The 23,070-nt window shown below is 58.1% G+C and carries 21 protein-coding genes and 2 pseudogenes; 14 read left to right on the plus strand and 9 right to left on the minus strand.

Annotated features, from left to right (window positions below; genetic code table 11):
• On the minus strand, positions 1 to 215 hold a 215-nt coding region (locus tag MSKU9_RS11635), incomplete at its 3' end, for a transposase (RefSeq protein WP_141261602.1).
• A 268-nt stretch (positions 216 to 483) separates the two neighbouring features.
• Here MSKU9_RS11635 and MSKU9_RS11640 point away from each other — a divergent pair.
• Positions 484 to 1,083 carry a helix-turn-helix domain-containing protein gene (locus MSKU9_RS11640; protein ID WP_141261603.1) on the plus strand — a complete coding sequence of 200 codons (600 nt, stop codon included), beginning with the start codon at positions 484 to 486 and terminating at the stop codon, positions 1,081 to 1,083.
• Positions 1,076 to 2,317, plus strand: a complete 1,242-nt coding sequence (locus MSKU9_RS11645) for a type II toxin-antitoxin system HipA family toxin (RefSeq protein ID WP_227002476.1) — start codon at positions 1,076 to 1,078, stop codon at positions 2,315 to 2,317. The genes MSKU9_RS11640 and MSKU9_RS11645 overlap by 8 nt, the downstream gene beginning before the upstream one ends.
• 153 nt (positions 2,318 to 2,470) lie before the next feature.
• Here MSKU9_RS11645 and MSKU9_RS11650 read toward each other — a convergent pair whose 3' ends face one another.
• Genes MSKU9_RS11650 through MSKU9_RS11660 form a run of 3 tightly spaced genes read right to left on the minus strand, consistent with a single transcriptional unit; the run spans position 2,471 to position 7,849 of the window.
• Positions 2,471 to 5,638: an error-prone DNA polymerase gene (locus MSKU9_RS11650; protein ID WP_141261605.1), complete on the minus strand. Its 3,168-nt coding sequence runs from the start codon at positions 5,636 to 5,638 to the stop codon at positions 2,471 to 2,473.
• Entirely contained in the window at positions 5,635 to 7,173 is a 1,539-nt protein-coding gene (locus tag MSKU9_RS11655) for a Y-family DNA polymerase (RefSeq protein ID WP_227002477.1), read from the minus strand. The genes MSKU9_RS11650 and MSKU9_RS11655 overlap by 4 nt, the downstream gene beginning before the upstream one ends.
• Complete coding sequence (locus MSKU9_RS11660) at positions 7,073 to 7,849, minus strand: ImuA family protein (protein WP_141261606.1); 777 nt, start codon at positions 7,847 to 7,849, stop codon at positions 7,073 to 7,075. The genes MSKU9_RS11655 and MSKU9_RS11660 overlap by 101 nt, the downstream gene beginning before the upstream one ends.
• Before the next feature lie 326 nt (positions 7,850 to 8,175).
• On the opposite strand from MSKU9_RS11660, the pseudogene MSKU9_RS11665 reads away from it, so the two are divergent.
• Positions 8,176 to 8,972, plus strand: a pseudogene (locus tag MSKU9_RS11665) (IS5 family transposase).
• A gap of 284 nt (positions 8,973 to 9,256) precedes the next feature.
• Here the strand turns inward: MSKU9_RS11665 and MSKU9_RS11670 are convergent.
• From MSKU9_RS11670 to recD2, 3 genes are all read right to left on the minus strand, one after another.
• Positions 9,257 to 10,174, minus strand: coding sequence for an MBL fold metallo-hydrolase (locus tag MSKU9_RS11670; protein ID WP_141261607.1), 918 nt, complete (start codon positions 10,172 to 10,174; stop codon positions 9,257 to 9,259).
• A 131-nt stretch (positions 10,175 to 10,305) separates the two neighbouring features.
• A complete protein-coding gene (locus tag MSKU9_RS11675; protein ID WP_264371850.1) occupies positions 10,306 to 10,884 on the minus strand; it encodes a helix-turn-helix transcriptional regulator in 579 nt (192 codons plus the stop codon).
• A gap of 341 nt (positions 10,885 to 11,225) precedes the next feature.
• Positions 11,226 to 13,403, minus strand: coding sequence for an SF1B family DNA helicase RecD2 (gene recD2, locus MSKU9_RS11680; RefSeq protein ID WP_141261609.1), 2,178 nt, complete (start codon positions 13,401 to 13,403; stop codon positions 11,226 to 11,228).
• A gap of 455 nt (positions 13,404 to 13,858) precedes the next feature.
• On the opposite strand from recD2, the gene MSKU9_RS11685 reads away from it, so the two are divergent.
• The 10 genes from MSKU9_RS11685 (at position 13,859) to MSKU9_RS11735 (ending at position 20,877) form a co-directional block, all read left to right on the plus strand.
• Complete coding sequence (locus MSKU9_RS11685) at positions 13,859 to 14,191, plus strand: hypothetical protein (protein WP_141261610.1); 333 nt, start codon at positions 13,859 to 13,861, stop codon at positions 14,189 to 14,191.
• A gap of 314 nt (positions 14,192 to 14,505) precedes the next feature.
• Entirely contained in the window at positions 14,506 to 15,072 is a 567-nt protein-coding gene (locus MSKU9_RS11695) for a DUF2867 domain-containing protein (protein ID WP_141261611.1), read from the plus strand.
• Complete coding sequence (locus MSKU9_RS11700; RefSeq protein ID WP_141261612.1) at positions 15,069 to 15,701, plus strand: glutathione S-transferase family protein; 633 nt, start codon at positions 15,069 to 15,071, stop codon at positions 15,699 to 15,701. The genes MSKU9_RS11695 and MSKU9_RS11700 overlap by 4 nt, the downstream gene beginning before the upstream one ends.
• 85 nt (positions 15,702 to 15,786) lie before the next feature.
• Positions 15,787 to 16,248, plus strand: a complete 462-nt coding sequence (locus MSKU9_RS11705; RefSeq protein WP_141261613.1) for an SAM-dependent methyltransferase — start codon at positions 15,787 to 15,789, stop codon at positions 16,246 to 16,248.
• A gap of 62 nt (positions 16,249 to 16,310) precedes the next feature.
• Entirely contained in the window at positions 16,311 to 17,123 is an 813-nt protein-coding gene (locus MSKU9_RS11710; protein WP_141261614.1) for an IS5 family transposase, read from the plus strand.
• A 45-nt stretch (positions 17,124 to 17,168) separates the two neighbouring features.
• The gene (locus tag MSKU9_RS11715; RefSeq protein WP_141261615.1) at positions 17,169 to 17,753 is read left to right on the plus strand and encodes an HD domain-containing protein; all 585 of its coding nucleotides are present in this window, start codon (positions 17,169 to 17,171) and stop codon (positions 17,751 to 17,753) included.
• A 298-nt stretch (positions 17,754 to 18,051) separates the two neighbouring features.
• On the plus strand, positions 18,052 to 18,297 hold the full coding sequence (locus MSKU9_RS11720) for a hypothetical protein (RefSeq protein WP_141261616.1): 246 nt from the start codon (positions 18,052 to 18,054) through the stop codon (positions 18,295 to 18,297).
• A gap of 72 nt (positions 18,298 to 18,369) precedes the next feature.
• The gene (locus MSKU9_RS11725; protein WP_077805568.1) at positions 18,370 to 18,624 is read left to right on the plus strand and encodes a type II toxin-antitoxin system prevent-host-death family antitoxin; all 255 of its coding nucleotides are present in this window, start codon (positions 18,370 to 18,372) and stop codon (positions 18,622 to 18,624) included.
• A 9-nt stretch (positions 18,625 to 18,633) separates the two neighbouring features.
• The gene (locus tag MSKU9_RS11730; RefSeq protein WP_141261617.1) at positions 18,634 to 19,059 is read left to right on the plus strand and encodes a hypothetical protein; all 426 of its coding nucleotides are present in this window, start codon (positions 18,634 to 18,636) and stop codon (positions 19,057 to 19,059) included.
• A gap of 36 nt (positions 19,060 to 19,095) precedes the next feature.
• Entirely contained in the window at positions 19,096 to 20,877 is a 1,782-nt protein-coding gene (locus MSKU9_RS11735) for a recombinase family protein (protein WP_227002478.1), read from the plus strand.
• Between the two features lie 444 nt (positions 20,878 to 21,321).
• Here MSKU9_RS11735 and MSKU9_RS18580 read toward each other — a convergent pair.
• Positions 21,322 to 22,425, minus strand: a pseudogene (locus MSKU9_RS18580) (recombinase family protein); the annotation flags it as partial.
• Positions 22,426 to 22,656, minus strand: a complete 231-nt coding sequence (locus MSKU9_RS11745; RefSeq protein ID WP_141261619.1) for a hypothetical protein — start codon at positions 22,654 to 22,656, stop codon at positions 22,426 to 22,428.
• Positions 22,657 to 22,855: 199 nt separating this feature from the next.
• Between MSKU9_RS11745 and MSKU9_RS11750 the strand changes: the two genes are divergently transcribed.
• A partial coding sequence (locus tag MSKU9_RS11750) for a transposase (protein ID WP_141261620.1) occupies positions 22,856 to 23,070 on the plus strand: 215 nt, incomplete at its 3' end.

Consider the following 23,070-nt stretch of genomic DNA (forward strand, 5'->3'; position numbering starts at 1 on the left):
CTTTCACACCAGCGGCGCAGACGCCGGTGCACGTTTTTCCAGTCCCCGAAACGGGCAGGAAGGTCGCGCCATGGAATGCCCGCACGATAGCGATACAGCACCGCCTCCACGAACAGACGGTTGTCCGCCGCAGTGCCGCCGACATAGCCTTCACGACCGGGGAGAAGATCCTTTATCCGCTCCCACTGGTCATCGCGTAAACCATAGCGCCGCATCCGTCTGCCTCCCCCAAAAACCGGGAAAACAGTCAGCACACGCAGACATAAAGTACAACCCTCACGTGCCACACTCAGGGCTTAACTGACGACACGCCGTAGCGACATTTAACAAAGCCGACATAAACCATACCAAAAAAATGATGTCGTAATATACATAAAATTATTTTTTTGATATCGGAATATATATCAATATTGAAAGGTGCTCAGAATTTTGATATATTAAACTGCATTATCTATGTGAATTGATGCAGAAAAGAACATTGTGATGAGCTACGACACAGCAGGCATAGCAGAGCGATTGCAAGCAGCGCGCAAAACCAAGGGGTTAAGCCAACGCGAGTTGAGCGAGTTGGCTGGGGTGCCTCAAGCGCAGATTTCCCGGATCGAAGCAGGAACTGTCGACTTGCGCCTCTCAAGCTTGTTCGCGCTCGCTCATGCTCTTGATCTGGAGCTTGCTCTTGTTCCACGCAAGGCTGTGGCCGCCGTGCGTTCCCTAAGCCGCGATGCGATCAACTCCAACCGCAAAGATGTCGTTGCAATCCAAAAGGAGATGCAGCGAATCAGTGAGACAATACGCAGCATTCAAATGAGCATGCCAGACCTCGAAGGACTTCAGGGACTTCAGAAGTCTTTCTCCGACTTGTCCCGGTTCCGATTACCGATGCTCGACCTCGCGGAAATGAAAAAATTACGTCACATAATTGAGCAGATCGGTCGTCCAGAAAAAGAGATAGTCTCACTCAATGAAAGCCTCAAAATAATGCGAACGATCCGCAACAAGGCTTCACATGATCCGTTACCCGATAGCGGAGATACCCTATCACGTCCGGCCTACTCTCTTGATGAGGAGGACGATGATGCCTGATGTTTCCTTCCTGACCGTCAAACTCCATGGCAAACCGATCGGGACACTCACGCATCTTGGCGATGAACGATCAATATTTACGTTCAATGACGCCTATATTGGTAACGTAGATAGAGAAACGCTCAGTTTGTCCTTCAAAGACCAGTATGGGGAGTTGCGGAACGACTTCAGGCCGATCAAGGTGAAGCTCATGCCATTCTTCTCGAACCTGCTTCCTGAAGGTCACCTCCGCAGCTATCTAGCAGAAAAGGCAGGCGTCAATGAGACGCGTGAGTTCTTCCTGATCCAAGCCCTCGGCCGCGACTTGCCTGGGGCTGTGACGGTTGAGGTCGCTGGAGATAAAGTAAGGCCTTTGTTTGATGATCTCGATGATCAAATCGAGGTTGCGGGCTCAAACACCCATGAAAATGCACTCCGGTTTTCGCTTGCTGGGGTTCAGTTGAAATTTTCAGCCGTCATTGACGCTGCCGGCGGCCTGACCATTCCAGCAAGCGGGATCGGGGGCGGTTGGATCGTCAAGCTTCCCTCAAGAGAGTATCATGGCGTCCCTGAAAACGAATTCTCGATGATGACCCTTGCTCGCATGGTTGGCATCAATGTCCCACCTATCGGCTTGGTAGACATTAGCGGTATCAAAAATTTGCCGGACGGCATCGACCAGCTTGGATATAAGGCTTTTATTATCGAGCGCTTTGATCGTCGTGAAGATGGCACATCCATCCATATCGAGGACTTTGCTCAGGTCTATGGCGTCTATTCCGAAGATAAGTACAAAAAGGCAAGCAACCGCAACATCGCGGCGGTAATCGCGGCTGAGTCCGATCATAACAATGTTGCCGAGTTCATCCGTCGCCTGACTTTCAATACCCTCATCGGCAATGGGGATATGCATCTGAAAAACTGGTCACTCATCTACCCCGACCAGCGGACCGCCAAGCTCTCTCCTGCCTATGACTTCGTATCGACGATTCCCTACATTCCGGGCGATCAGTCGGCCTTGAATTTCAGCCGTACGCGACGGTTTGATCAATTCACGAAAGAGGAGCTTCTTCACCTCGCTGGCAAGGCTGCGCTGCCGAGAAAGCTGGTCCTCGACACGGCACGTGAAACTGTCGGTCTCTTCATGGATCGATGGTCATCCGAGAAGGCGCATCTTCCGATGTCCCGTCATATAGTCAAGGTCATCGACAACCATCTAAAGACTTTGCCCATCATAGGCGAGGCTACCAGCTAACAGACGAAGCAGAATGAATATTGCCGCTCGATCCGGAGATAAGACATTGAAGCAATGATGTGCGCTTTGCGGAACACAGTCCAGCACTCCGCATGACCAATGTGTAGGCGTAAGCAAACATCACGAATTTGGATCATCCTTCTTACACAACATTCAATGAAAATTCCTCGCCTTCACCACGATATTTTCCCGCAAGCGACCGTGGTCGTGGTCTGGGAAGATCTGTAGCGACCGATTCCCCACATCGGCCAATAGGCGGGAAAGATCAACAATCTCACGCGCTACCAGATGAACGACTTCTCCTTCCTTCTGCAGCCGCCCGACAACCCCCAGCATCTGGCCTGAGAGAACCACACGGCGGAAGCGCTCGAACATATCGGGCCAGATGATGACATTGAGTGCCGCCGTTTCGTCTTCCAGCGTCATGAACACCACACCCTCGGCCGAACCGGGCCGCTGACGAACCAGAACCAGTCCTGCCACTGACAGGCTACTTCTGTCCCGTGCCCCGAAGGCCTGCCGGCACGTCACCATCCCACGCTCGATAAGGTCGGCACGCAGGAAGGCCAGGGGATGATCCCGTAGGGTCAGGCCGGTGCGGTTGTAATCGCGCGCGACCTCGGCCCCGTCCCGCATGGGCTGGAGCAGCACGTCAGGTTCTTCCGCTTCACGCACGACGGCGGCTGCGGCAAACAGCGGCAGGGGTTCGTCGCGTAACGCCTTGATGGCCCACAGCGCCTCGCGCCGGGCCAGACCCAACCCCGGACGGAAGGCATCCGCCTCGGCCAGATGGGTCAGGGCCGCCCCCTTCACCCCTGCCCTGCGCCACAGGTCGTCGACCGAGGCAAAGGGGCGGTTGCCTCGAGCCGCCACGATCCGGGCGGCATCCTCATTGGCCAGCCCTTTCACCAGGTTCATGCCCAGACGGACGGCAAACAGCCCGTCATCCCGCTCCGGGCCTTCGAGCGTGCTGTCCCAGCGCGAGGCGTTGATGCAGACTGGCCGGATCTCGACCCCATGCTCGCGCGCATCGCGCACAAGTTGTGCCGGGGCGTAGAAGCCCATGGGCTGGCTGTTCAGGAGTGCTGCCAGAAACACATCAGGATGGGTGCATTTCATCCAGGATGACGAATAGGCAAGGATCGCAAATGAGGCAGCATGGCTTTCGGGAAAGCCGTAACTGCCAAACCCCTCCAGCTGCTGGAAGATGCGCTCGGCAAAGGTCTCGGGATAACCCCGCGCCGTCATACCTTCGATCAGCCGCGTGCGGAAACGCGAGACCGTGCCGGTATTCTTGAAGGTGGCCATGGCGCGGCGCAGCTGGTCGGCCTCGGACGCCGAAAATCCGGCGCAGACCATGGCCACCTGCATCACCTGTTCCTGGAACAGCGGAATGCCCAGCGTTTTTTTGAGCACCTTTTCCAGTTCCGGCGTCGGGTAGACTTCCTTTTCCTGCCCGGCCCGCCTGCGCAGATAGGGATGCACCATGTCGCCCTGGATGGGACCGGGCCGGACGATAGCCACCTCGATCACCAGATCATAGAACACCCGGGGCCTGAGCCGCGGCAGCATGGACATCTGCGCCCGGCTCTCGATCTGGAACACCCCGATCGTGTCAGCCTTCCGGATCATGGCGTAGGTGCGTGGATCCTCGGCCGGGATGGTCTGCAACGTGTAAGGCTGCCCCTTATGTGCGGCCAGAAGGTCCAGCCCCTTCTTCATGCAGGTCAGCATGCCCAGCGCCAGCACATCGACCTTCATGAATTTCAGGACATCGATATCATCCTTGTCCCATTCGATGATCTGCCGGTCATTCATCGCCGCCGGTTCGATCGGCACCAGTTCGTCCAGCCGGTCACGGGTCAGGACAAACCCACCGGGATGCTGCGACAGGTGCCGCGGCACGCCAATCAGGCAGCGCGCCAGATCCAGCGTCAGCCGGATGCGCCGGTCGGACAGGTCGATCCCCGTTTCATTCAGCGCGTCATCATCCAGCTTGCGCCCCCAGCCCCAGATCTGGCCGGACAGGGTGCGGGTCAGGTCTTCGGGCAGGCCCATGACCTTGCCGACATCGCGCAGCGCCCCCTTCGCACGATAACGCGTAACCACGGCCGTAAGAGCGGCGTGGTTCCGACCATAATGGCCGTAAATCCACTGGATCACCTGCTCCCGGCGGGCATGCTCGAAGTCCACGTCGATATCAGGCGGCTCGCGGCGCTCTTCGGACACGAACCGCTCAAAGAGCAGCGACGTCCGTGCCGGATCGATGGCGGTAACGCCCAGCACGTAGCAGACAGCGGAATTGGCCGCCGATCCCCGCCCCTGGCACAGAATGCCCTGTGATCGGGCATGGCGGACGATACTGTGAACGGTGAGGAAATACGGCGCGTAATCCAACCGCCCGATCAGGGCGAGTTCATGACTGAGGGTTTTCCTGACCTCGGGCGGAATGCCTTCGGGATAGGCTGCGGCCGCCCCTTCCCAGGTCAGGACTTCCAGCGCCTGCTGCGGCGTCTGACCCGGGACGGAGACCTCGTCAGGATACTGGTAGGCCAGATCATCAAGGCTGAAGCGGCAGCGCTCCACAATCTCCGTGGTCCGGGCCACCGCCTCAGGATAGCGGCTGAACAGCCGCGCCATTTCCGCGGGCGGCTTGAGGTAGCGGTCCGCATGGCGTTCGCGCGCGAACCCGGCCTCGTCGATGGTGGTGTGGTTGCGGATGCAGGTCACCACATCCTGCAGGATGCGCCGGTCATGGGTATGGAACAGCACGTCATTGGTCACGACCGCTGGCACCCGCGCCTGATGGGCCAGGTTCGCCAGTTCATACAGCCGCATCTGGTCATTGGGGCGGCGCAGCAGGGTGAGCGCCATATAGGCCCGGTCGGCAAAGGCGTCTTTCAGCTTGCGCAGATGCAGCGCGCACGCATCATCTGCCGTGTCCGGGATCATGATGGCGATTAGACCTTCACCCCAGGCGACCAGATCCTCCCAGAGCAGATGGCATTTCCCTTTTCCGGCACGAGCCTTGCCGATGGTCAGCAGGCGGCAGACACGGCCATAGGCAGCCCGGTCCATCGGGTAGACCAGCACTGGCGCGAAATCGACGAGATCGAGACGACAGCCCACGACCAGGCGGATGCCGGTCTCTTTCGCGGCAACATGGGCCTGCACCATGCCCGCCAGGGAATTGCGGTCGCAGATGCCCAGCGCTTCAATGCCAAGGGCTTTCGCCTGCTCGAACAGCTCGATCGGTGAGGATGCGCCGCGCAGGAACGAGAAATACGTCGTGACCTGCAGTTCGGCGTATGGCACGCTCATTCAAAGAGACCGTGCAGGAACCAGCCCTGGGAACCGGTCTCGCCATGTTCGCCATCCCCGGTCCGATAAATCCAGAATGTCTCGCCGCTGGTGTCTTCCACCCGAAAATAGTCCCGCACGGTGGTCAGTTCGGCATCTCCCTTCCACCATTCGCCAAACACACGCTCGGGGCCATCAGCGCATCTGATCCGGCGGCGGATGCCACGCCAGATGAAGAAGACCGGCGGATGGTCGGGCAGCACGGCCATGGTCTGGATCGGCTCGGGATAGGGCAGCAGGCGCGTGGGACGGGGCCAGTGATCCGGCCACTCCCGTGTATCTTCGGGAGCGAGGGCTGGTACGCGGCAGACGGCCCGTTCGGGCACGTCGCTTTCCACCGGGGCGAAGCGATACAGGGCCTGCGTGCCGACGCGGTTGGCAAGGGTATCGATCAGGTCGGAAACATCAGCATCTTCTTCCTCGATCAGGGTGGAAACACCCTGGCGGTGGAGGATCGGCTCGGCCAGCGAAGCGGTCAGCACCATGCGCTCGATCCCGAATCCTGGATCGATGGTCTCGATCCTGTCACAGAGCAGACGGGTCAGGCGTTTGACGTCCCGTACTGGCACTGCCGTCGCCACACGGATTGCCTCGGTGCGGCTGTCCACCCGGTGCAGCAGCAGGTCGAGGCGACGAACGCCCTGCTCGCGTTCCTCCAGCCCGGCGCACAGGGGCGGCACGAGTCTGGTGATGTAGCGGGCAATGGTCTCGGCGGCACTGATCGGTTCGGCAAAGTTTCGGCTGACCTGCACCGGCGTCTGCAGGCGGACCGGAATAATGGCTTCTGCCTGCCGTCCGAACGCCTGGTCCAGCCTGCGGGCGACATCCGGGCCGAAGCGCAGGGTCAGCGGCGCGCGTGGCATGCCGGCCAGTGGGCCAATGCGTGACACGCCCAACCCATGAAGGCCGTCAATGATATCCGCTGGCAGGCGCATGGCCGCGATCGGCAGGTCGGTGATTGCTGCTTCCGTTTCACCGGGCGGTACAATGGTGATACGCCTGCGGCCATAACGTGCCAGCGCGTGGGCGGCACCCCACGTATCAGCGATAGCGGCTCTGGCCGTAATCCCGGACTCCTTCAGGCGCGTAATCATGTTCTCTAGCATGACGGCCTCGCCCCCATGCAGGTGATCGGCACCTGTCGTATCCAGCACGATGCCATCTGGCAGATCGGGTGCCACGATGGGGGCTATGCGGTGCTGGAACCACAGCGCCAGCCGCTCCAGTCCTTGCCGGTCACCCTCAGGATCGGCGTCCATGATGACCAGATCGGGATGGAGCGCCTGCGCTTTCGCGACAGGCGTGCCGGGGCGAAGGCCCAGCCTGCGGGCGGCGAGATCAACCGACAGCACGAGTCGTCGCCGTCCTTCCCGTCCGGCCAGGACCAGCGGACGATCAGGCGCGGGCGCACCAGTCCCCAGCCGCTTCCTGATCCGGTCTGTCGGCCAGATCGGCAGGTAGAGTGAGACGACACGGTGCCAGTCTCCCTTTGGCATCACAGGCCTCCACTTCGAAATCGGCGCATTCGCCCGCGCGGGCACGGATCAGTTCCAGCAGCCAGCGGGACCGGCCGACGCCGGAAACCGGCAGTGGCACCGATGGCAGGACAGAGACACGCCACCGCGTGACTGAAGCGGTGGGCTGGCCGAAATCCGCCGCATCCGTCTGCCGTCGCCAGCGGCGCAGTGCGATGCCCAGCGCACCGGATGTCTCGGCTGCCAACTGCAGACGGCGCGAGGCGGTCATGGACAGGCGTGCCACCTCGGCCACGACCGCCCCCAGCCCCTGATGGCGCAGTGCCTCCTCAAAACAGGCCAGGACATCGGTATCCGAACTGGCCGCGACATAAATGGTCCGTCGTGCCGATAGTCCGACATGCTGCAGGGCCGGGGCGTACAAGTCCTGACGGGTGGCGATCCACAGCACCTTGCCCCGTGTCCGGGCTGCGATCCCGGCGGAAAACAGGCCGGACGCCGCAACATGCAGGGCGTCATTGCCACCACCTGCCACCTCATGCAATGCGCCCAGCGCCAGTCCGCCATCCGGCAGGCGACCGTCAATCTCGGGCACACCGAAGGGCAGCACACCCCGCCTGCGCCGGCTATGGCCTTCGAGGCGGCTGACCTGTGCTCTCAGTGCCTCCAGCGCGGGGCGGGGTTCGGGTGCGGGCATGGGGTCGGACAGTCCATTCGGGTGTTTCTGGCACGGGATCAGAGATTGTGTTCGTTATTTGTTCTAGTACGGTGACGAATGTCAACCCACTCTGGAGAAGCGGCTGTGATCCGGACGCGGGCACAGGCCTGCCGTCTGATCCAGGTTTGATGAAAACTGTCTGAAGTACAGGGATTTATCAGGAACAGTCCGGCCATCCCCTTCCTGCAGGGTGGATACCGCCCAACATGCGGTAGCCACTCCATTTTTAGTGGGGCGTTGAATGAGAATTCAGGCAGCTGTTTTTAGGGCCTGTTAGATCTTGAAATTTTTCCCATATTATAGAGATGGGAGAAGAAGACGGAACAGGGACTTTTACGAACGAGACGTGGGCGATCTGGGAACCTCTGATCGAGGAGGTTCGCCCGAGGGGCAAGACGCCGCCACATGATCTGCGGCGGACGATAGCAGCGATTTTCTGGCGTCATGAGAATGTCGCGAAATGGCGGAGTATCCCCGCTGAACTGGGACCTTGGTGGCGGGCGGCACAGCTTTTCATCCGCTGGGCGAAACTGGGTGTGTGGGAACGGCTGCTCGAACTGGTTCAGGACCAACAGGGAGTGGCACTTGGTATAACTTTTCTGGATGGCACAAACATCAGGGCTCACCACAAAGCGGCGGGAGCCCAAAAAAAGGGGCCTCTTTCGAAGAGCGAGACCATCGTGAAGCGCTTGGCCGCTCTCGCGGCGGCTATGGCACAAAAGTCTGCGTGATTGCTGATGGACATGGAAAAGCCTTCGGTTTTGCGCTGGCCCCCGGACAGGCTCATGAACTGCCTCTGGCGCCAGCCATGCTCGACAGCCTTCCCGCCATTCCCCTGTGGGTCGTAGCGGACAAGGGCTACGCGTCGAACGCCATGCGTGAACGGATATGGGACATGGGAGCCCGACCGGCCATTCCCGCGAAACGACGGGATGGGTCGGTCGCCTGCCCCAAATGGGCCTATCGGTGTCGGCATCTTGTCGAGAACCTCTGGGCTCGCCTCAAGGAGTAGCGCGCTGTCGCAACCAGATATGAAAAAACAGCAACGTCGTTTCTCGCAGTCATCCACATCGCTGCGGCAGCAGACTGGATCAAACCCTAACGGGCCATAGTGTTAGTGCGAATTCAATTCATTGCAGCGTATGGCCAACATGAAAGCGGCAACTGCCCATCCTCTTCAGGGTCATTACGCAGATAGGCGGTTTACACGGAAGACAAGCTATCGGAAGGCAAGATTGGAAAAGAAATCATTCCTGTAGATTTCTGCAGATATAGCTATACCCGGCGAATAGACATTTGAATGTCAGTCTAATCCAGTTAACTTCCCAGCAGGAAGATCGACGCCGCCGATCTTCACGTGCGTGATGCCCTACGAAAGCTCTGTTGTCACCACTCCCAGACGACAGGTTCCCAAGCGTAACCAGTATGTTCTCTCCGAATGTGGCCTACACCAGGAAATGGAAAATGAGGAACGTGGACAAGAGGCGCTCCGTCAGCTGTGATTTTTTCAAGAAGTCTCATACGAGTGACTACAGCTTCCACCGGATTATTGTCGACACCAAGCTCCCAGTCGGGTCGAGCAAGCGTAACTGCAAAATGATGTAGTGCATCTGCAGTATATATGAGGCTTTTACGATTTGACGTAATAATAAATGCCATCATGCCTGGGGTATGGCCAAAAGCACGTATGGCACGAATCTCAGGAGTGATTTCCTGTTCGCTATCAATAAACGAAACACGATCCTCAATGGCCTTCAGATGACGTTGCGCACCGAGGATAGCGGCGCGTGCCATCTCTTCACCGAAGGGGCTTGAAATCTTGACATTCGGGTCGGTCCAGAAATCCCACTCTTTTTTGCTGATCATGTAGCGTGCATTAGGAAAAACATGCTCGCCGGTCCGCGTTATCGTTCCAAAAATATGATCAGGGTGAGCGTGAGAAACCAGCACGACGTCTATTTCAGAAGCTTTCACTCCTGCATTGGCCAGATGTTTTACGAGCGCTCCCGTACCTGGACCAAAACTGTCACCGCATCCATTGTCGATAAGAATCTTCTTCCCATTACCTTCTATAAGCAACGTATTGATATGCGTGTATGCAACGTCAGAGGACACGAATTTCTTGCTTAGGATGGCGGCAAATTCCTGACTGTTTGCCTTCGGAGCAAGCGCAGCCTGAGGATCATCGAATACAAGAAAGCCATCACTTACTGAAGTGACTGTGAGATTTCCTAAAGCGAAGCTATAAAATCCTTGTCCCTGATGGAGACGGGATGCACGCTGGTTCGAACTCGATGTGGACATGCTGCGACTTTCATCTGAATTCTATATGTGATCCGAAAACCCAACGGCCTCATATAGTTAAAGAATGCCTTCGCTATCATCGTACCAAGTTCCACATTTTTCCCAACGTGTAAGATCTGCCATATTGAAACTCAAAAAATCGCGTGCAACGCTGTCGCCTTGGCTACCGCCTGAGTAATATTGCTGGCATTCAGCACTGAACGGGCTCCAGTCAGATGTGCACGTACAGCTCGTTCTGTAACGCCGATGATAATCGCTGTTTCTGCAGCAGTTTTTCCAAGAGATGCCCATTTCAGACACTGCTTCTGCCGCGCCGTTAATGCCACTTCAGCTTGCGGAAAATGGCCGATGGCAAGGACATTTTCATGTAACTCATGCGCCAACTGGATAAATTTGGTCTGCAATGAAACAATAGTAGAATTCCATTGCTCTGGCTTTTCAAGGTTAGAAAAACAGACCATTGCCCGGTTTACGAGGGGGCCTCTCAACGGAACAACAAAGCCACTTTTGAAAATACCTCGTTCTGCAGCACATGAGCGCAATTCTCTCGATTTTGCATATGATAATGGTATATCAGAGAATAATGCAGGTTTTATGGAAGAAAGTCCATATCCAATTACTGGATCGATATGAATGTATTCATTCCGATGATAATAATCTAGCCATTCTTTAGGCAACGTTGTAAGACAAAATGGCACGTCCAGATCCACTGAAAGGATACATCCTGATACATAGGTTACGTCAGTGCCGTTTAGTATTTCTTTATAAAAATAAAGTTTATTACGAAGATCAGTGACAGACAAAGATTTATTATACATTTTTTCACTTATATATTTGACATTTCCAGGCAACTTGGATATACGTTTTTATAGGAGATTCTGCCTATTTATATACAGATACAGTCAGACCTCTCGATATAACGCCACCTATCACAATTGGAAGCAATTCTGATATCGTAGCATGAGGTATACGTGATGTCCGCTTCGTGGACCAGCGTTCGCCCGTTAAGTAGCTTCCATGAGGCAGAAGCCGACATGAAGGCATCGCTCCATCATGCAATGCTACCCACAAGCCAATTCCTGAGTTTCGACCATCGCCGCCTTCCGCCCTGATTACGCACGGCGATGGCCAGCGCCTTCTTCTGGCCCACCAGCACGACGAGTTTCCGGCCACGTGTCACCCCCGTGTAGAGCAGGTTCCGCGCGAGCATGGCGTAATGCTGCGTCACCAGCGGGATGACGACAGCCGGATATTCCGATCCCTGGCTCTTGTGAATGGTCGTGGCGTAGGCCAGCACCAGTTCGTCCAGCTCGCCAAAGCCATAAACGACCTCCCGTCCATCGAATGAGACCGTCAGTTCACCCTCTTCGATATCGATCCTGTCGATAACGCCGAGATCGCCATTGAAAACATCCCGGTCATAATCGTTGGCGATCTGCATCACCTTGTCGCCCGGCCCATAGGTCCAGCCAAACCGCTCGACCTTCACCTCGCCTGGCACGTTCAGCGCCTGCTGCAATTCGATATTCAGCGACCGTGCGCCAAGTCCACCCCGGTTCATCGGGCAGAGCACCTGCACGTCCCGAACCGGGTCCAGCCCGAACCGTGCCGGAATGCGGTCCCTCACCACAGCCAACAGCTTGCGCAGTCCGATCTCTGGGTCGGCGGCCTCCACGAAGTAGAAATCCGATCCCTCTTCCGCGCTCAGTTCAGGCATCCTGCCCTCATTGATCCGGTGCGCGTTGGTGATGATCCGGCTCTGCGCCGCCTGACGGAACACCTCGGTCAGCCGCACCACCGGTACGGCGTCTGAGCCGATGATATCGGCCAGCACCTGCCCCGGCCCGACCGACGGCAACTGGTCCACATCGCCCACAATCAGCAATGCCGCGCTGTCAGGCAACGCGCGCAGCAGGGAGCGCATCAGAAGCACATCGACCATGCTGGCCTCGTCCACGACCAGAAGATCGCAGGTCAGCGGGTTGGTGTCATCCCGCTTGAAGCCGCCAGTCGCCGGATCCATCTCCAGCAGGCGGTGAACGGTCTTTCCTTCCAGTCCGGTGCTTTCCGACAGGCGCTTCGCAGCGCGACCGGTCGGCGCACAAAGCTGCACATCCGTACCCTTGGCCGTCACAATTTTCAGGATGGCGTTGACCAGCGTGGTCTTGCCCACGCCGGGACCACCGGTGATCACCAGCACCTTGCTGCACAAGGCCAGGCGCACCGCCTCCTGCTGACTGGAGGCGAGCGCAAGCCCGGTCTTTTTCTCCACCCAGGTCATGGCTTTCCCAGCTTCGATGTCCGGCCAGGGCGGTCGACCGATGGCGCAGGCACGCACTCGCTCCGCGATGCTCTGCTCAGCGCGATAGAGACCAGCAAGAAAGATACAGCCCGTCTCGCCAACACTGTCGGCAATAACGTCGCCCGCTTCCAGCTCCAACGCGAGGGCCGTCTCGATCAGAGGGACGGCAACCTCCAGCAGTTCGGCCGTGCTGGTCAGCAGTTCCCCGACCGGCAGGCCGCAATGCCCTTCATCCATCGCCTCGCCAAGGGCGTAGGAGATCCCTGCCCGCACCCGGATCATGGCATCGGGCGCGATCCCCATCTTCCGGGCGATCTGGTCGGCGGTTTTGAATCCGATTCCTCGAATGTCCTTCGCCAGCCGATAGGGGTTCTCGCTGATCAGTCTGACCGCGTCCTGCCCGTAGGTCTTGAATATCCGCACCGCCCGCGACGTGCCGACACCATTGCTGTGCAGGAACAGCATGATCTCGCGGATCACCTTCTGATCCGCCCAGCCGGCGACGATCCGTTCAGCGCGTTTCGGGCCGATGCCCGTCACTTCCCGGAGACGGCCGGGCTCCTGTTCGATCAGATCGAACACGGCCTCACCGAACGCTTTCACCAGCTTCTTCGCATAGACGGGACCAATGCCCCGGATCATGCCCGAACCGAGATAGCGTTCAATGCCCTCAACCGTGGTGGGTGGGCTGGCCTTGAGGAACTCGGCCCTGAACTGCAGCCCGTGGGTATGGTCGTTGAACCAGCGGCCCGACATCTGCACGAACTCGCCTGCCGAGATCATGGCGGCGTGGCCGACCACGGTGACCAGATCGCGCTGCCCCCGCACCTTCACGCGCAGGACGCAGAAACCATTTTCGGCGTTGTGGAACGTCACCCGCTCCACGAGGCCGGCCAGCGCCTCGGACGACGCAGCCGCGCCGCTCAACGGGACTCTCCTGCCAGCACGGAATCGAGAGGATCAGACACCATGATCCACCGTAACATGGGATCGCACCACTGACCGTAGCCGGATTCCATCACACCCAACACGCGATCGTGAAACACCTGCGATCAGTCGTCTCTACGCTGCGCTTTCACTCCCATTTGCATCCTATGTGCATCCTGCGGGGTGACCTGGGCACAAAAAAACACCCTGAAGGGTGGCTTTTCCTCAGTCTTTTCGGACGGATACGTATGGTTGCGAGGGCAGGGTCTGGCCGATATCAACACTCATTAGTTGTTATCATCTAAATCGATTTAAGCTCTAATACCTATAAAGAAGCTGAGCGCCAATGTCACGCCAACCACTTCGACGGTAGTGTCCCAGTAGAATTAGACCGTGCCGGACGTGCATTTCCGGCCAGGACGCCCTATGCTTAGCGGAAAGCATAGGAGGCCAATATGTCTTGGAATTTTGATCCAGCTTTGCATGATTCACTGATCACAGTGGTGAACCGGATCGATAGTTGGGGGACATTTGAAATTCAGTTAGGCAGCATTCCCACGATTGTTACAATTGAGTTGGGGCGCCACATGGATACGAATGAGACAAAAGTCTCGCTGAGTCACGTCATCCATACCCCTACGCAATTAGGCCCCTATAGAACCAGCAGGCCATATTGGGATGATCCTGAGTACGCTTTGCAGCAAACGATTTCTTCCTTTACGCAATATTATCAGGAAGCCGTTAAAGCGGGCCATACTCCTGATGCTAGTTGGTTGATTAAAAACTAATTCCTAAAAGCCCCCGCGGCGAGAATCGGCTTGCAGACGTGATCGGAAACGCCGTGGAGGTCATGCGAATTGCCACCGGCGAGGAGCAAGAGGACATCGCGCCCACGTCCGCTACGACTACTTTTGGGAAGCTGGTTGGGAAGGCCCGCGCCGCGAAGCCGAACCGCCCGGCGGCCTACAAGAAAGCCGGATATGCGGAAATTTCAAACTGAGACACTACGACTTCGACCACATGAGAGAAACCGGGTATACGGTTGATTGGATAGATTGTCGAAGATAGGGGCCGCGTCGCCGGACGGAGAACGAAAGCAGCGATGAACCCGTTGGACGATTTCCTACCGCGCTTCAATTTCCACGAACGACACAGCATCGATATCTGTGCCCCGGCCAGTCGAATCATGAACGCGGTGACCGCCTGGCGAAACGAGAACGATCCGCTGGTCCGCGCCGCCATCCGCCTGCGTGAGATGCCCGCCCGGCTACTCGGCCACGCGCGGCAACAGCATCTGGACCTCTCCGACTTCACGCTGCTGGAGCGGCGGGGCGACACATCACTGGTCTATGGTCTCACCGGCACATTCTGGCAGACGGATTACGGATTGTGCGACATTCCCTCGACGGAAGCTTTTCTCGCCCCTCGCCATGACGACGTCTGCAAGCTCACCCTCGGCTTCACCGTCCAGCCGGGTTCGAAGAACACCCATCGTCTGGTGACGGAAACCCGGGTGCTTTGTGTCACGGACCGAGCCGCGCGTCGCTTCACGCCCTATTGGTATCTGATCCGCCCGGTCAGCGGCCTGATCCGCCGTCGCATGCTTGCGACCATTCGGAAGCAGGCGGAAACTTCGTCCTGTCAACAGCCCCAGGCGGCATTGCCATGAAGCTTTATGATTATCCCACCGCCCCCAATCCAAGGCGTGTACGCTTCTTCATCGCCGAGAAAGGGCTGACGATACCGACCGTTGCGGTCGATCTTGCCAAGCGCGAGCAGTTCGCGCTCACGTTCCGCGCCCTCAACCCCTGCTGTACCGTTCCCGTTCTGGAACTGGATGACGGCACCGCGATCAGCGAGGTGCCTGTCATCTGCCGCTATCTGGAAGACCGGCATCCCGACCCCCCTCTGGTAGGTGACACGGCAGAACAGCGCGCCATTATCGGCATGTGGGACCGGCGTATAGAAATCGACGGCTATCTTGCCGCGATGGAAGCCGTGCGCAACAGCCTGCCGGAGCTGTCGGGGCGCGCTCTGGTCGGGCCACACAGCTATGCGCAAATCCCCGAGCTTGCCGTGCGCGGTCGTCAGAGGCTGGCCGACTTCATGGCCGATCTGGATGCCCGGCTGCACAATGTGCCTTATATCGCAGGTGACACCTTCTCGATCGCCGACATCACCGCGTTCGTCACCCTGGACTGTGCCCGTAGCCGACTGAAGCTGAAATTGCCGGACGAAGCCATCGGCCTACGAGCTTGGTACGTGCGCGTCGCCGAACGGCCAGGAGCGCAAGCGTGATTATAGGCCTCCATCTCCGCGACCTATTTCCTCCGCCTGTTCCCCCATCTGGTAGGCGGCAACGCGATAATAGAAGGAAAGACCGATGCAATATATGATCGAATCTATCGGATATGTACACGGCGGCAGAACAGACCCGACTGACGATAATTGGGGGCAGTCACGCTCCACCATAGAGTTGGACCCGGCGAGATTTGGACCTGATGCACTTGCCGGTCTTGACGCTTTCAGTCACGCGGAAATAATCTTTCTTTTCGACAAAGTCACTCAGGAGAAGATCGAGACCGGTGCCCGTCATCCTCGCGGGCGGCAGGATTGGCCATTAACCGGAATTTTCGCACAACGTGGCAAGAACCGGCCCAACAGACTTGGGGTGACTGTATGCAGAATCCTCACCGTCGAAGGAACGTGCCTCGAAGTCGAAGGGCTCGACGCTATCAATGGTACACCTGTGATCGATGTAAAGCCGGTTATGCGTGAATTCCTGCCTCGGGGAGACGTCCGCCAGCCAGTATGGGTATCAGAATTGATGGCACAATATTGGTGACCACAACGGAATACCTAGAGGGTGTTATGTACTTTTCTGTGTAATTGTTGCAGAACATGTGGATGAATACTGCTCGCAAACCGTATCCGTCTGATATCAGTGACGAAGAGTGGTCTCTGATTGTTCCCTATCTCCTTCTGATGAAAGAGGATGCGGAGCAGCGACATCATGATCTGAGAGAGTTGTTCAACGGCCTGCGGTATGTGATCCGTTACGGTATAGCATGGCGCGCGATGCCGAACGATCTGCCACCGTGGACTGCGGTTTATCAGCAATCCCGGCGCTGGATGGACGCAGGATGTTTCGAGGTTGTCGTCCACGATCTCCGGGCCGTGCTGCGTCTGGCTGCAGGAAAGCAGGCCGAGCCGACAACGGCGATTATCGACAGCCGGACACTGCGCTCAACCCCTGAGAGTGGTTCACGCGCCGGGTATGATGGCGCGAAAAGAAAAAAGGGATCGAAGCTGCACATGGCGGTCGACACCCTGGGGCATCTTCTGGCCCTGCACGTCACCCCGGCAGACAGAGACGATCGGGTAGAAGTCGCTCCGCTCGCGCAAGCCATTCAGCAGGCAACAGACGGTAGCGTTGAACTGGCATGGGCTGATCAGGGCTATACCGGATCAAAACCGGCGAAAGCTGCCAGAGAGCAGGATATCACCCTCGAAATCGTCAGGCTGCCTCAGGCAAAGCGGGGTTTTGTGCTGCTGCCCCGACGATGGATCGTGGAGAGATCGTTCGCGTGGGCGACACGGTGCAGAAGGCTCATAAAAGACTACGAGCGCTGCGCCTCAATCCTCGCCGCAATGCACACCATCGCCTTCGCTGGCTTCATGCTCAGAAATGCCGCTAAACTGCTCGCCCAAAGTGCATAACACCCTCTAGTAGAACAGAAATACTGAAAGATGGATTTTTTAGACATGAAAGACCAATATCTGACAGAGGAAAACATCAGGGATCGGTTAACTTTCCTAGAAGAAGCCTCACGGCTGAAGGATGTCCTCAGGTCGTCTTTTACAAGAGAAGCAAAACCTGAAAGTACTGCGGAGCACTCTTGGTCACTGTGTCTTATGATCCTGTGTTTCGCCGATCAGATGGCAGGAATTGATCTTCTAAAGCTGCTCAAAATATGCATTCTTCATGATCTCGGTGAGGCCCTGAATGGTGACATCCCGGCAATTGGGCAAAACGCAGCACACCCAAAATCTGCTCAGGAGCGAGCAGATCTTGAAATTATCATGCGCTCTCTGCCTTTAGACTTACGAAACGAATTTTTGGGTTTGTGGGACGAATATGAAAATGCAGTTTCTCCAGAGGCCCGACTGGCAAAGGCATTCGATAAACTGGAGACAATTTCGCAGCATAATTCCGGGCGAAACCCGCCTAGTTTCAACTATACTTTTAACCTTTCTTATGGTCGAAACTATACAGATCATTTCGATCTAACAAAAAATATCCGCAATATTGTTGATCACGCCACTCTGGAGAAAATAGGATTAAAGTAGGTAGTCCGATCATCAAATATCTGCTGTTAATATGAACGGGCAGAATGTCTGATATCTGGACTCCAACAAAAGCCGCCATCACAATCCAAGCTGCGAGTCGCCTCTGAAATCATTTCTCACCAACTTGTGATTCTTCAATTTGCGAGCAAAACACCGCCACCTGTACGCCTGACTACGCCCAGGTACGCAGGAACTGATACACGCCGACAATCCATTGGAATGGCTCGGTTTTTTTCGGTTGCACGGCAGTTTTCAGCGCGTGATGCTGCTGTCCTCTCCAGACGGAAAGGGCAGGACGATGACGGACGAAAACCGCATATCGAACGCCGGACCGAATTCTCCGGCCAACGATAACAAACCCACGGACAAGATCCAATCTGCGCTTCCCGATCCGGCCATGAAGGCGCGAACGGACGCATTGATCCTCGTTCTGGCGCGCCTGCTGGAGCGGCAGATTGCTCGTGAGGAATTCGAGCAGCGGTTGGGCCAGATCGCCAACGACAACAATGCCTCTAGCGGAGACAGGCCGGGGCAAGAAGAATGAGATTATCCTTGAGAAAGAGGTATTATACGTATAATTTGAACGTCACCAATCCACCAGCAGGATGCCCCGCTCATGCCCACCGTCGGCGCCCTCGAATTCCAGCGCAAATTCGGCGAATTCCAGCATCAGGCCCAGCGTGAGCCGGTCGAGATCACCCGTCACGGCCGCCGCGAATATGTGCTGTTGTCCGCCGATCATTATGACTGGCTCCGCGCGGCGGCCCAGCGAAGCCACCGGACGGAGGATGTGTCCGACGTGGTGCTGGCCGCTGTGGAGCGCGCGGAAATGGACCCCGAGCATGCCCATCTCGACGAGTTGCTGAAATAAGGGCCACTCGTGTCGTTTCCCGAACCCAAACCGGGCCTCGTGGTCCGTTACGATTATTTGTGGACGCATGAAGCCGCTCGTGGACAGAACCAGGGCAAGGATCGTCCCGCCTGCCTCGTCGCGGCCAGCGACAGCGTGCTGCGCCCCCGTTATGTTGTGCTTCTGCCAATCACCCACACGCCGCCTTCCGGCGATACGGTCGGGATCGAGATACCGGCGAAGGTCAAGGCGGCGATCGGACTGGATGACGTGCCAAGCTGGGTGATCGTCTCGGAGCACAACGTCGATGAATGGCCAAGCGGCGGCGTGTCTCCGGTCCCTGGCAAGGCGGGTGTTTTCGCCTACGGTTTTATTCCGCCGGGCCTGTTTACCAAGATCAAGTCGGAGTTTGTCGCCCTCGCCCGACAGAAGAAAAGCGCCGCCGTGCGTCGCTGATCGTGGAGAGCCTATAAGGATAAAGGAAATAAGGTCATGACCCGTGTCGCGCTTTATGCCCGCTATTCCTCGGACAACCAGCGGGCAGCCTCTATCGAGGATCAGTTCCGTCTCTGTGAAGAACGCGCCACGCGCGAGGGCTGGCAGGCAGTCGATTACTACCGTGACGCGGCCATTTCCGGGGCCAGCATGATCCTGCGTCCCGGCATCCAGACCCTGCTGCGCGATGCTCAGGCCGGGCAGTTCGATATTGTGCTGGCCGAGGCGCTGGATCGCGTCTCGCGCGACCAGGCCGATGTTGCCACCCTGTTCAAGCGGCTGCAATTCGCAGGAGTGACCATCGTCACTCTGGCAGAAGGGGAAGTCTCGGAACTGCATGTCGGTCTCAAGGGCACGATGAACGCCCTGTTCCTCAAAGACCTCGCCATGAAGACCCATCGCGGCCTGCGTGGTCGGGTCGAGGCGGGCAAGTCCGGCGGCGGTCTTTGCTACGGTTATCGCGTTATCCGTCAGCTTGATGCCCACGGCGAGCCGATCCGGGGCGACCGCGAGGTTGACGACGCACAGGCAGGAATCGTCCGCCGTATCTTTCGCGAGTTCGCCACCGGGCGCAGCTCGCTATCCATCGCCAGCCGCCTGAACGATGAAGGTATCCCCAGCCCCACGGGCGGCAAATGGAACAACACCACCCTGCGTGGCAATGCCCTTCGTGGGACCGGCATCCTCAATAACGAATTGTATATCGGACGTCTGGTCTGGAACCGGCTGCGCTATCTGAAAGACCCGCAGACCGGTAAGCGCGTCTCGCGGCTGAACCCTCAATCGGAATGGATCATCACCGATGTTCCCGAGTTGCGGATCATGGATGATGACCTGTGGCAGTCCGTCCGTGCCCGGCAGGCCAGAATTGCCGAGAAGGGGGCGAACATCAGCGCGGGCATCCGGGCATCCAACAGCAGGCTTAACGGTCAGCGCCGCCCGAAGTCACTCCTGTCTGGTCTGGTGTTCTGTGGCGTGTGCGGTGGCCCCTGCTCGATCCGGGGTGGCGACCGGTTCGCCTGTTCCACCCATATGAGCAACCGGTCCTGCACCAACAAAGCCACAATTCGCCGGGAGGAACTGGAAGAGCGGATGCTGTCCGGTCTGAAAGACCGGCTGATGACCCCGGAAGCCGCCGCCGAGGCGATGCGCGCCTATGTCGAGGAAACCAATCGCGCCAATCATGAACGCCGCGCCAGCACGGCGGCCTGGCAGGCGGAACTGACGAAGCTACGCAAGGGGCTGAAGCAGATGCTCCAGGTGATCGAAGATGGCGGCTACACGCGCGGCATGGTCGAGCGCATGCGCGAGATGGAAGCCCGCGAGGATGCGCTGGTCGCTCTGCTCGCCGCCCAGCTCCAGGATGTGCCGGACATTCACCCGAACGTCGCCGGAATCTTCAAAAGCAAGGTCGAGCGGCTGGCGGAAACGCTGAACCATCCCGAGGACCGGCAGGAGGCGTCCGAGGCCATCCGGGCACTAATCGAGAAAATCGTTGTCGTACCGGGCAAGGTTCGAGGCGAGATACACGCCACGTTGCATGGCGAGCTTGGGACGCTGCTCGACTTTGCGGCTTCTCGTGGCAACGGAAAGTCGAGCCAAAAGAAAAACACTCCCGAAGCCGGAGCTGCGGGAGTGTCGTCATGGGATATTGCGGGGGCTGGCAACGGCCTTTGTCATAAGGGCGGAATATTCCGCCTTTGCGCCGTTCCCGCCTCGGGTGCTCTGGGCCGCGCTCCCGTTCGCCAGATCGAGGATCGCCACGAGTTCGCCGCGTAGGCTCGCGTGAACCTCGCCCCGGTTCGGGCCGGGCGTCAGCACAACGCCGCCAATCAGGGCACGAATGGCCTGCGCCACCTCCCTGCCCCCTTCCGGGTCGTTCACAGCCTCGACCAGTCGCGCGGCCTTCGCCCGGTAGAGTTCCGACACGTTGGGATTCACATCGGGCAGGTCCGCCGGGACTTCCGCCATGCGACCCATGATGTCGGCCTTCTGGCGTTCAAGCTCCTGCATCCGGGCCTTCATAGCGGGCTGATACATCCCGTCCTCTATGGCGGTGATGATGCCCCGTATCGCGCGGTCGATCCTGTCCAGCGCCTTGCGGTCCGCTGTTGCCTGCGCCCGGCGCGCCTGATTCAGCCGGTTGTTTTCCTCGTGATAGGCTTTGACGGCCTTCGCCACCGCATCGGGTGAGGCCATACGTTGGGTCAGGCCCGACAACACGCGGGCTTCGATCACGTCCCGCCTGATCGTGCGGTTATTGACGCAGAGCATCCCGCGATGATGGTTCAGGCAGCCGAACCGGCTGTTGACGATGATCCCCACCTTACCGCCGCAGCACCCGCAGGTCATCAGCCCGGACAGCAACGAGGCGGGCCGCTTCCCGGCATGGATACGGCGTGCATGCGCCTTGCCGTCATCATTGGCGGCCTCACGCGCCGCCATCGTCCGGGCGATCTTTTCCTGCTGGATTTTTACACCCTGCCAGAGCGTGTCATCCACGATGCGCAGGTGCGGGACTTCGGTCCTGATCCACTGATCCTCAGGATTGACGCGCGACACCCGTTTGCCGGTGTTGGGGTCTTTGATGTAGCGCAGCCGGTTCCAGACCAGCACACCCACGTAAAGCTCGTTATTGATGATCCCGGTTCCGCGTGAGACATGCCCCCTGATGGTCGTGCCACCCCATGACCGGCCCAACGGTCCCGCGATGCCGTCCGCATTGAGGTCGCGAGCGATGCTCTTCGGCCCCTTGCCGGAGGCGAACTCCCGGAAGATGCGGCGAACGATTTCGGCCTCGGGTTCGTTGATGGAGCGTTCCCCGGTGACGGGATCGCCATTGGTGTCCAGCCGCTTCACCACGTCATAGCCGTAGCAGAGGCCGCCGCCGGAACGCCCCTTCTCGACACGACCGCGCAACCCGCGATGCGTTTTCATGGCGAGGTCTTTGAGAAACAGGGCATTCATCGTGCCTTTCAGGCCGACATGCAGTTCTGAGATTTCCCCTTCGGCCAGGGTGATGATCCGCACCCCGGAAAATCGCAGATGCTTGAACAGGGTCGCCACATCGGCCTGATCGCGCGAGATGCGGTCCAGCGCCTCGGCCAGCAGCACATCGAACGCGCCATTCCGGGCGTCTTCAAGCACAGCCTGAATGCCGGGCCGCAGGATCATGCTGGCCCCGGAAATGGCGGCGTCCCGATAGGTCTGCACGACGGGCCAGCCCTCACGGACGGCCATTTCATCGCAAAGCCGCAACTGATCCTCGATGGACGCCGCACTCTGGTTATCGGACGAATAGCGGGCATAAAGAGCTACGCGGGTCATTCACTCTCCCCTTTCCGGCCTGTCCTTCCCGTCCGGGCGATGGCCGGGAAGAGGAAGATTGTCGTTGGCGGCCCGTCCGTGTTCCCGGCGGGCGAACTCTTCACGGGCAATCTGGCGGCCCAGCGCGCTCGCCAGAGCAAACACCAGTGCGTCAACCCGCGCCCTGGCGTCAGGATCGACCGGACCGTTATCGTTGGCCGGGACAATGCCGCCGGGTTCCGTCTGCGTCATGGTTGCGCCCTTTCCTCGCTGGAAAGAACAAACCTCAATGACACAGCCACTTTAACGCAAGAACTCCTGCAACACATAGAAAAACCGTGCGGAGTATTACGGCGTGTCGTCAGTTAAGCCCTGAGTGTGGCACGTGAGGGTTGTACTTTGTGTCTGAGTGTGCTGACTGTTTTCCCGTTTTTTTAGGGGAGACAGACAGATGCGGCGCTATAGTTTACGCGATGACCAGTGGGAGCGGATAAAGGATCTTCTTCCCGGTCGAGAAGGCTATGTCGGCGGCACTGCGGCGGACAACCGTCTGTTCGTGGAGGCGGTGCTGTATCGCTATCGCGCGGGTATTCCATGGCGCGACCTTCCTGCCCGTTTCGGTGACTGGAGAAACGTGCATCGGCGTCTGCGCCGCTGGTGTGAAAG

The sequence above is a fragment of the Komagataeibacter diospyri genome, from assembly GCF_006538165.1.
In the GTDB taxonomy this organism is placed as follows: Bacteria; Pseudomonadota; Alphaproteobacteria; order Acetobacterales; family Acetobacteraceae; genus Komagataeibacter; species Komagataeibacter diospyri.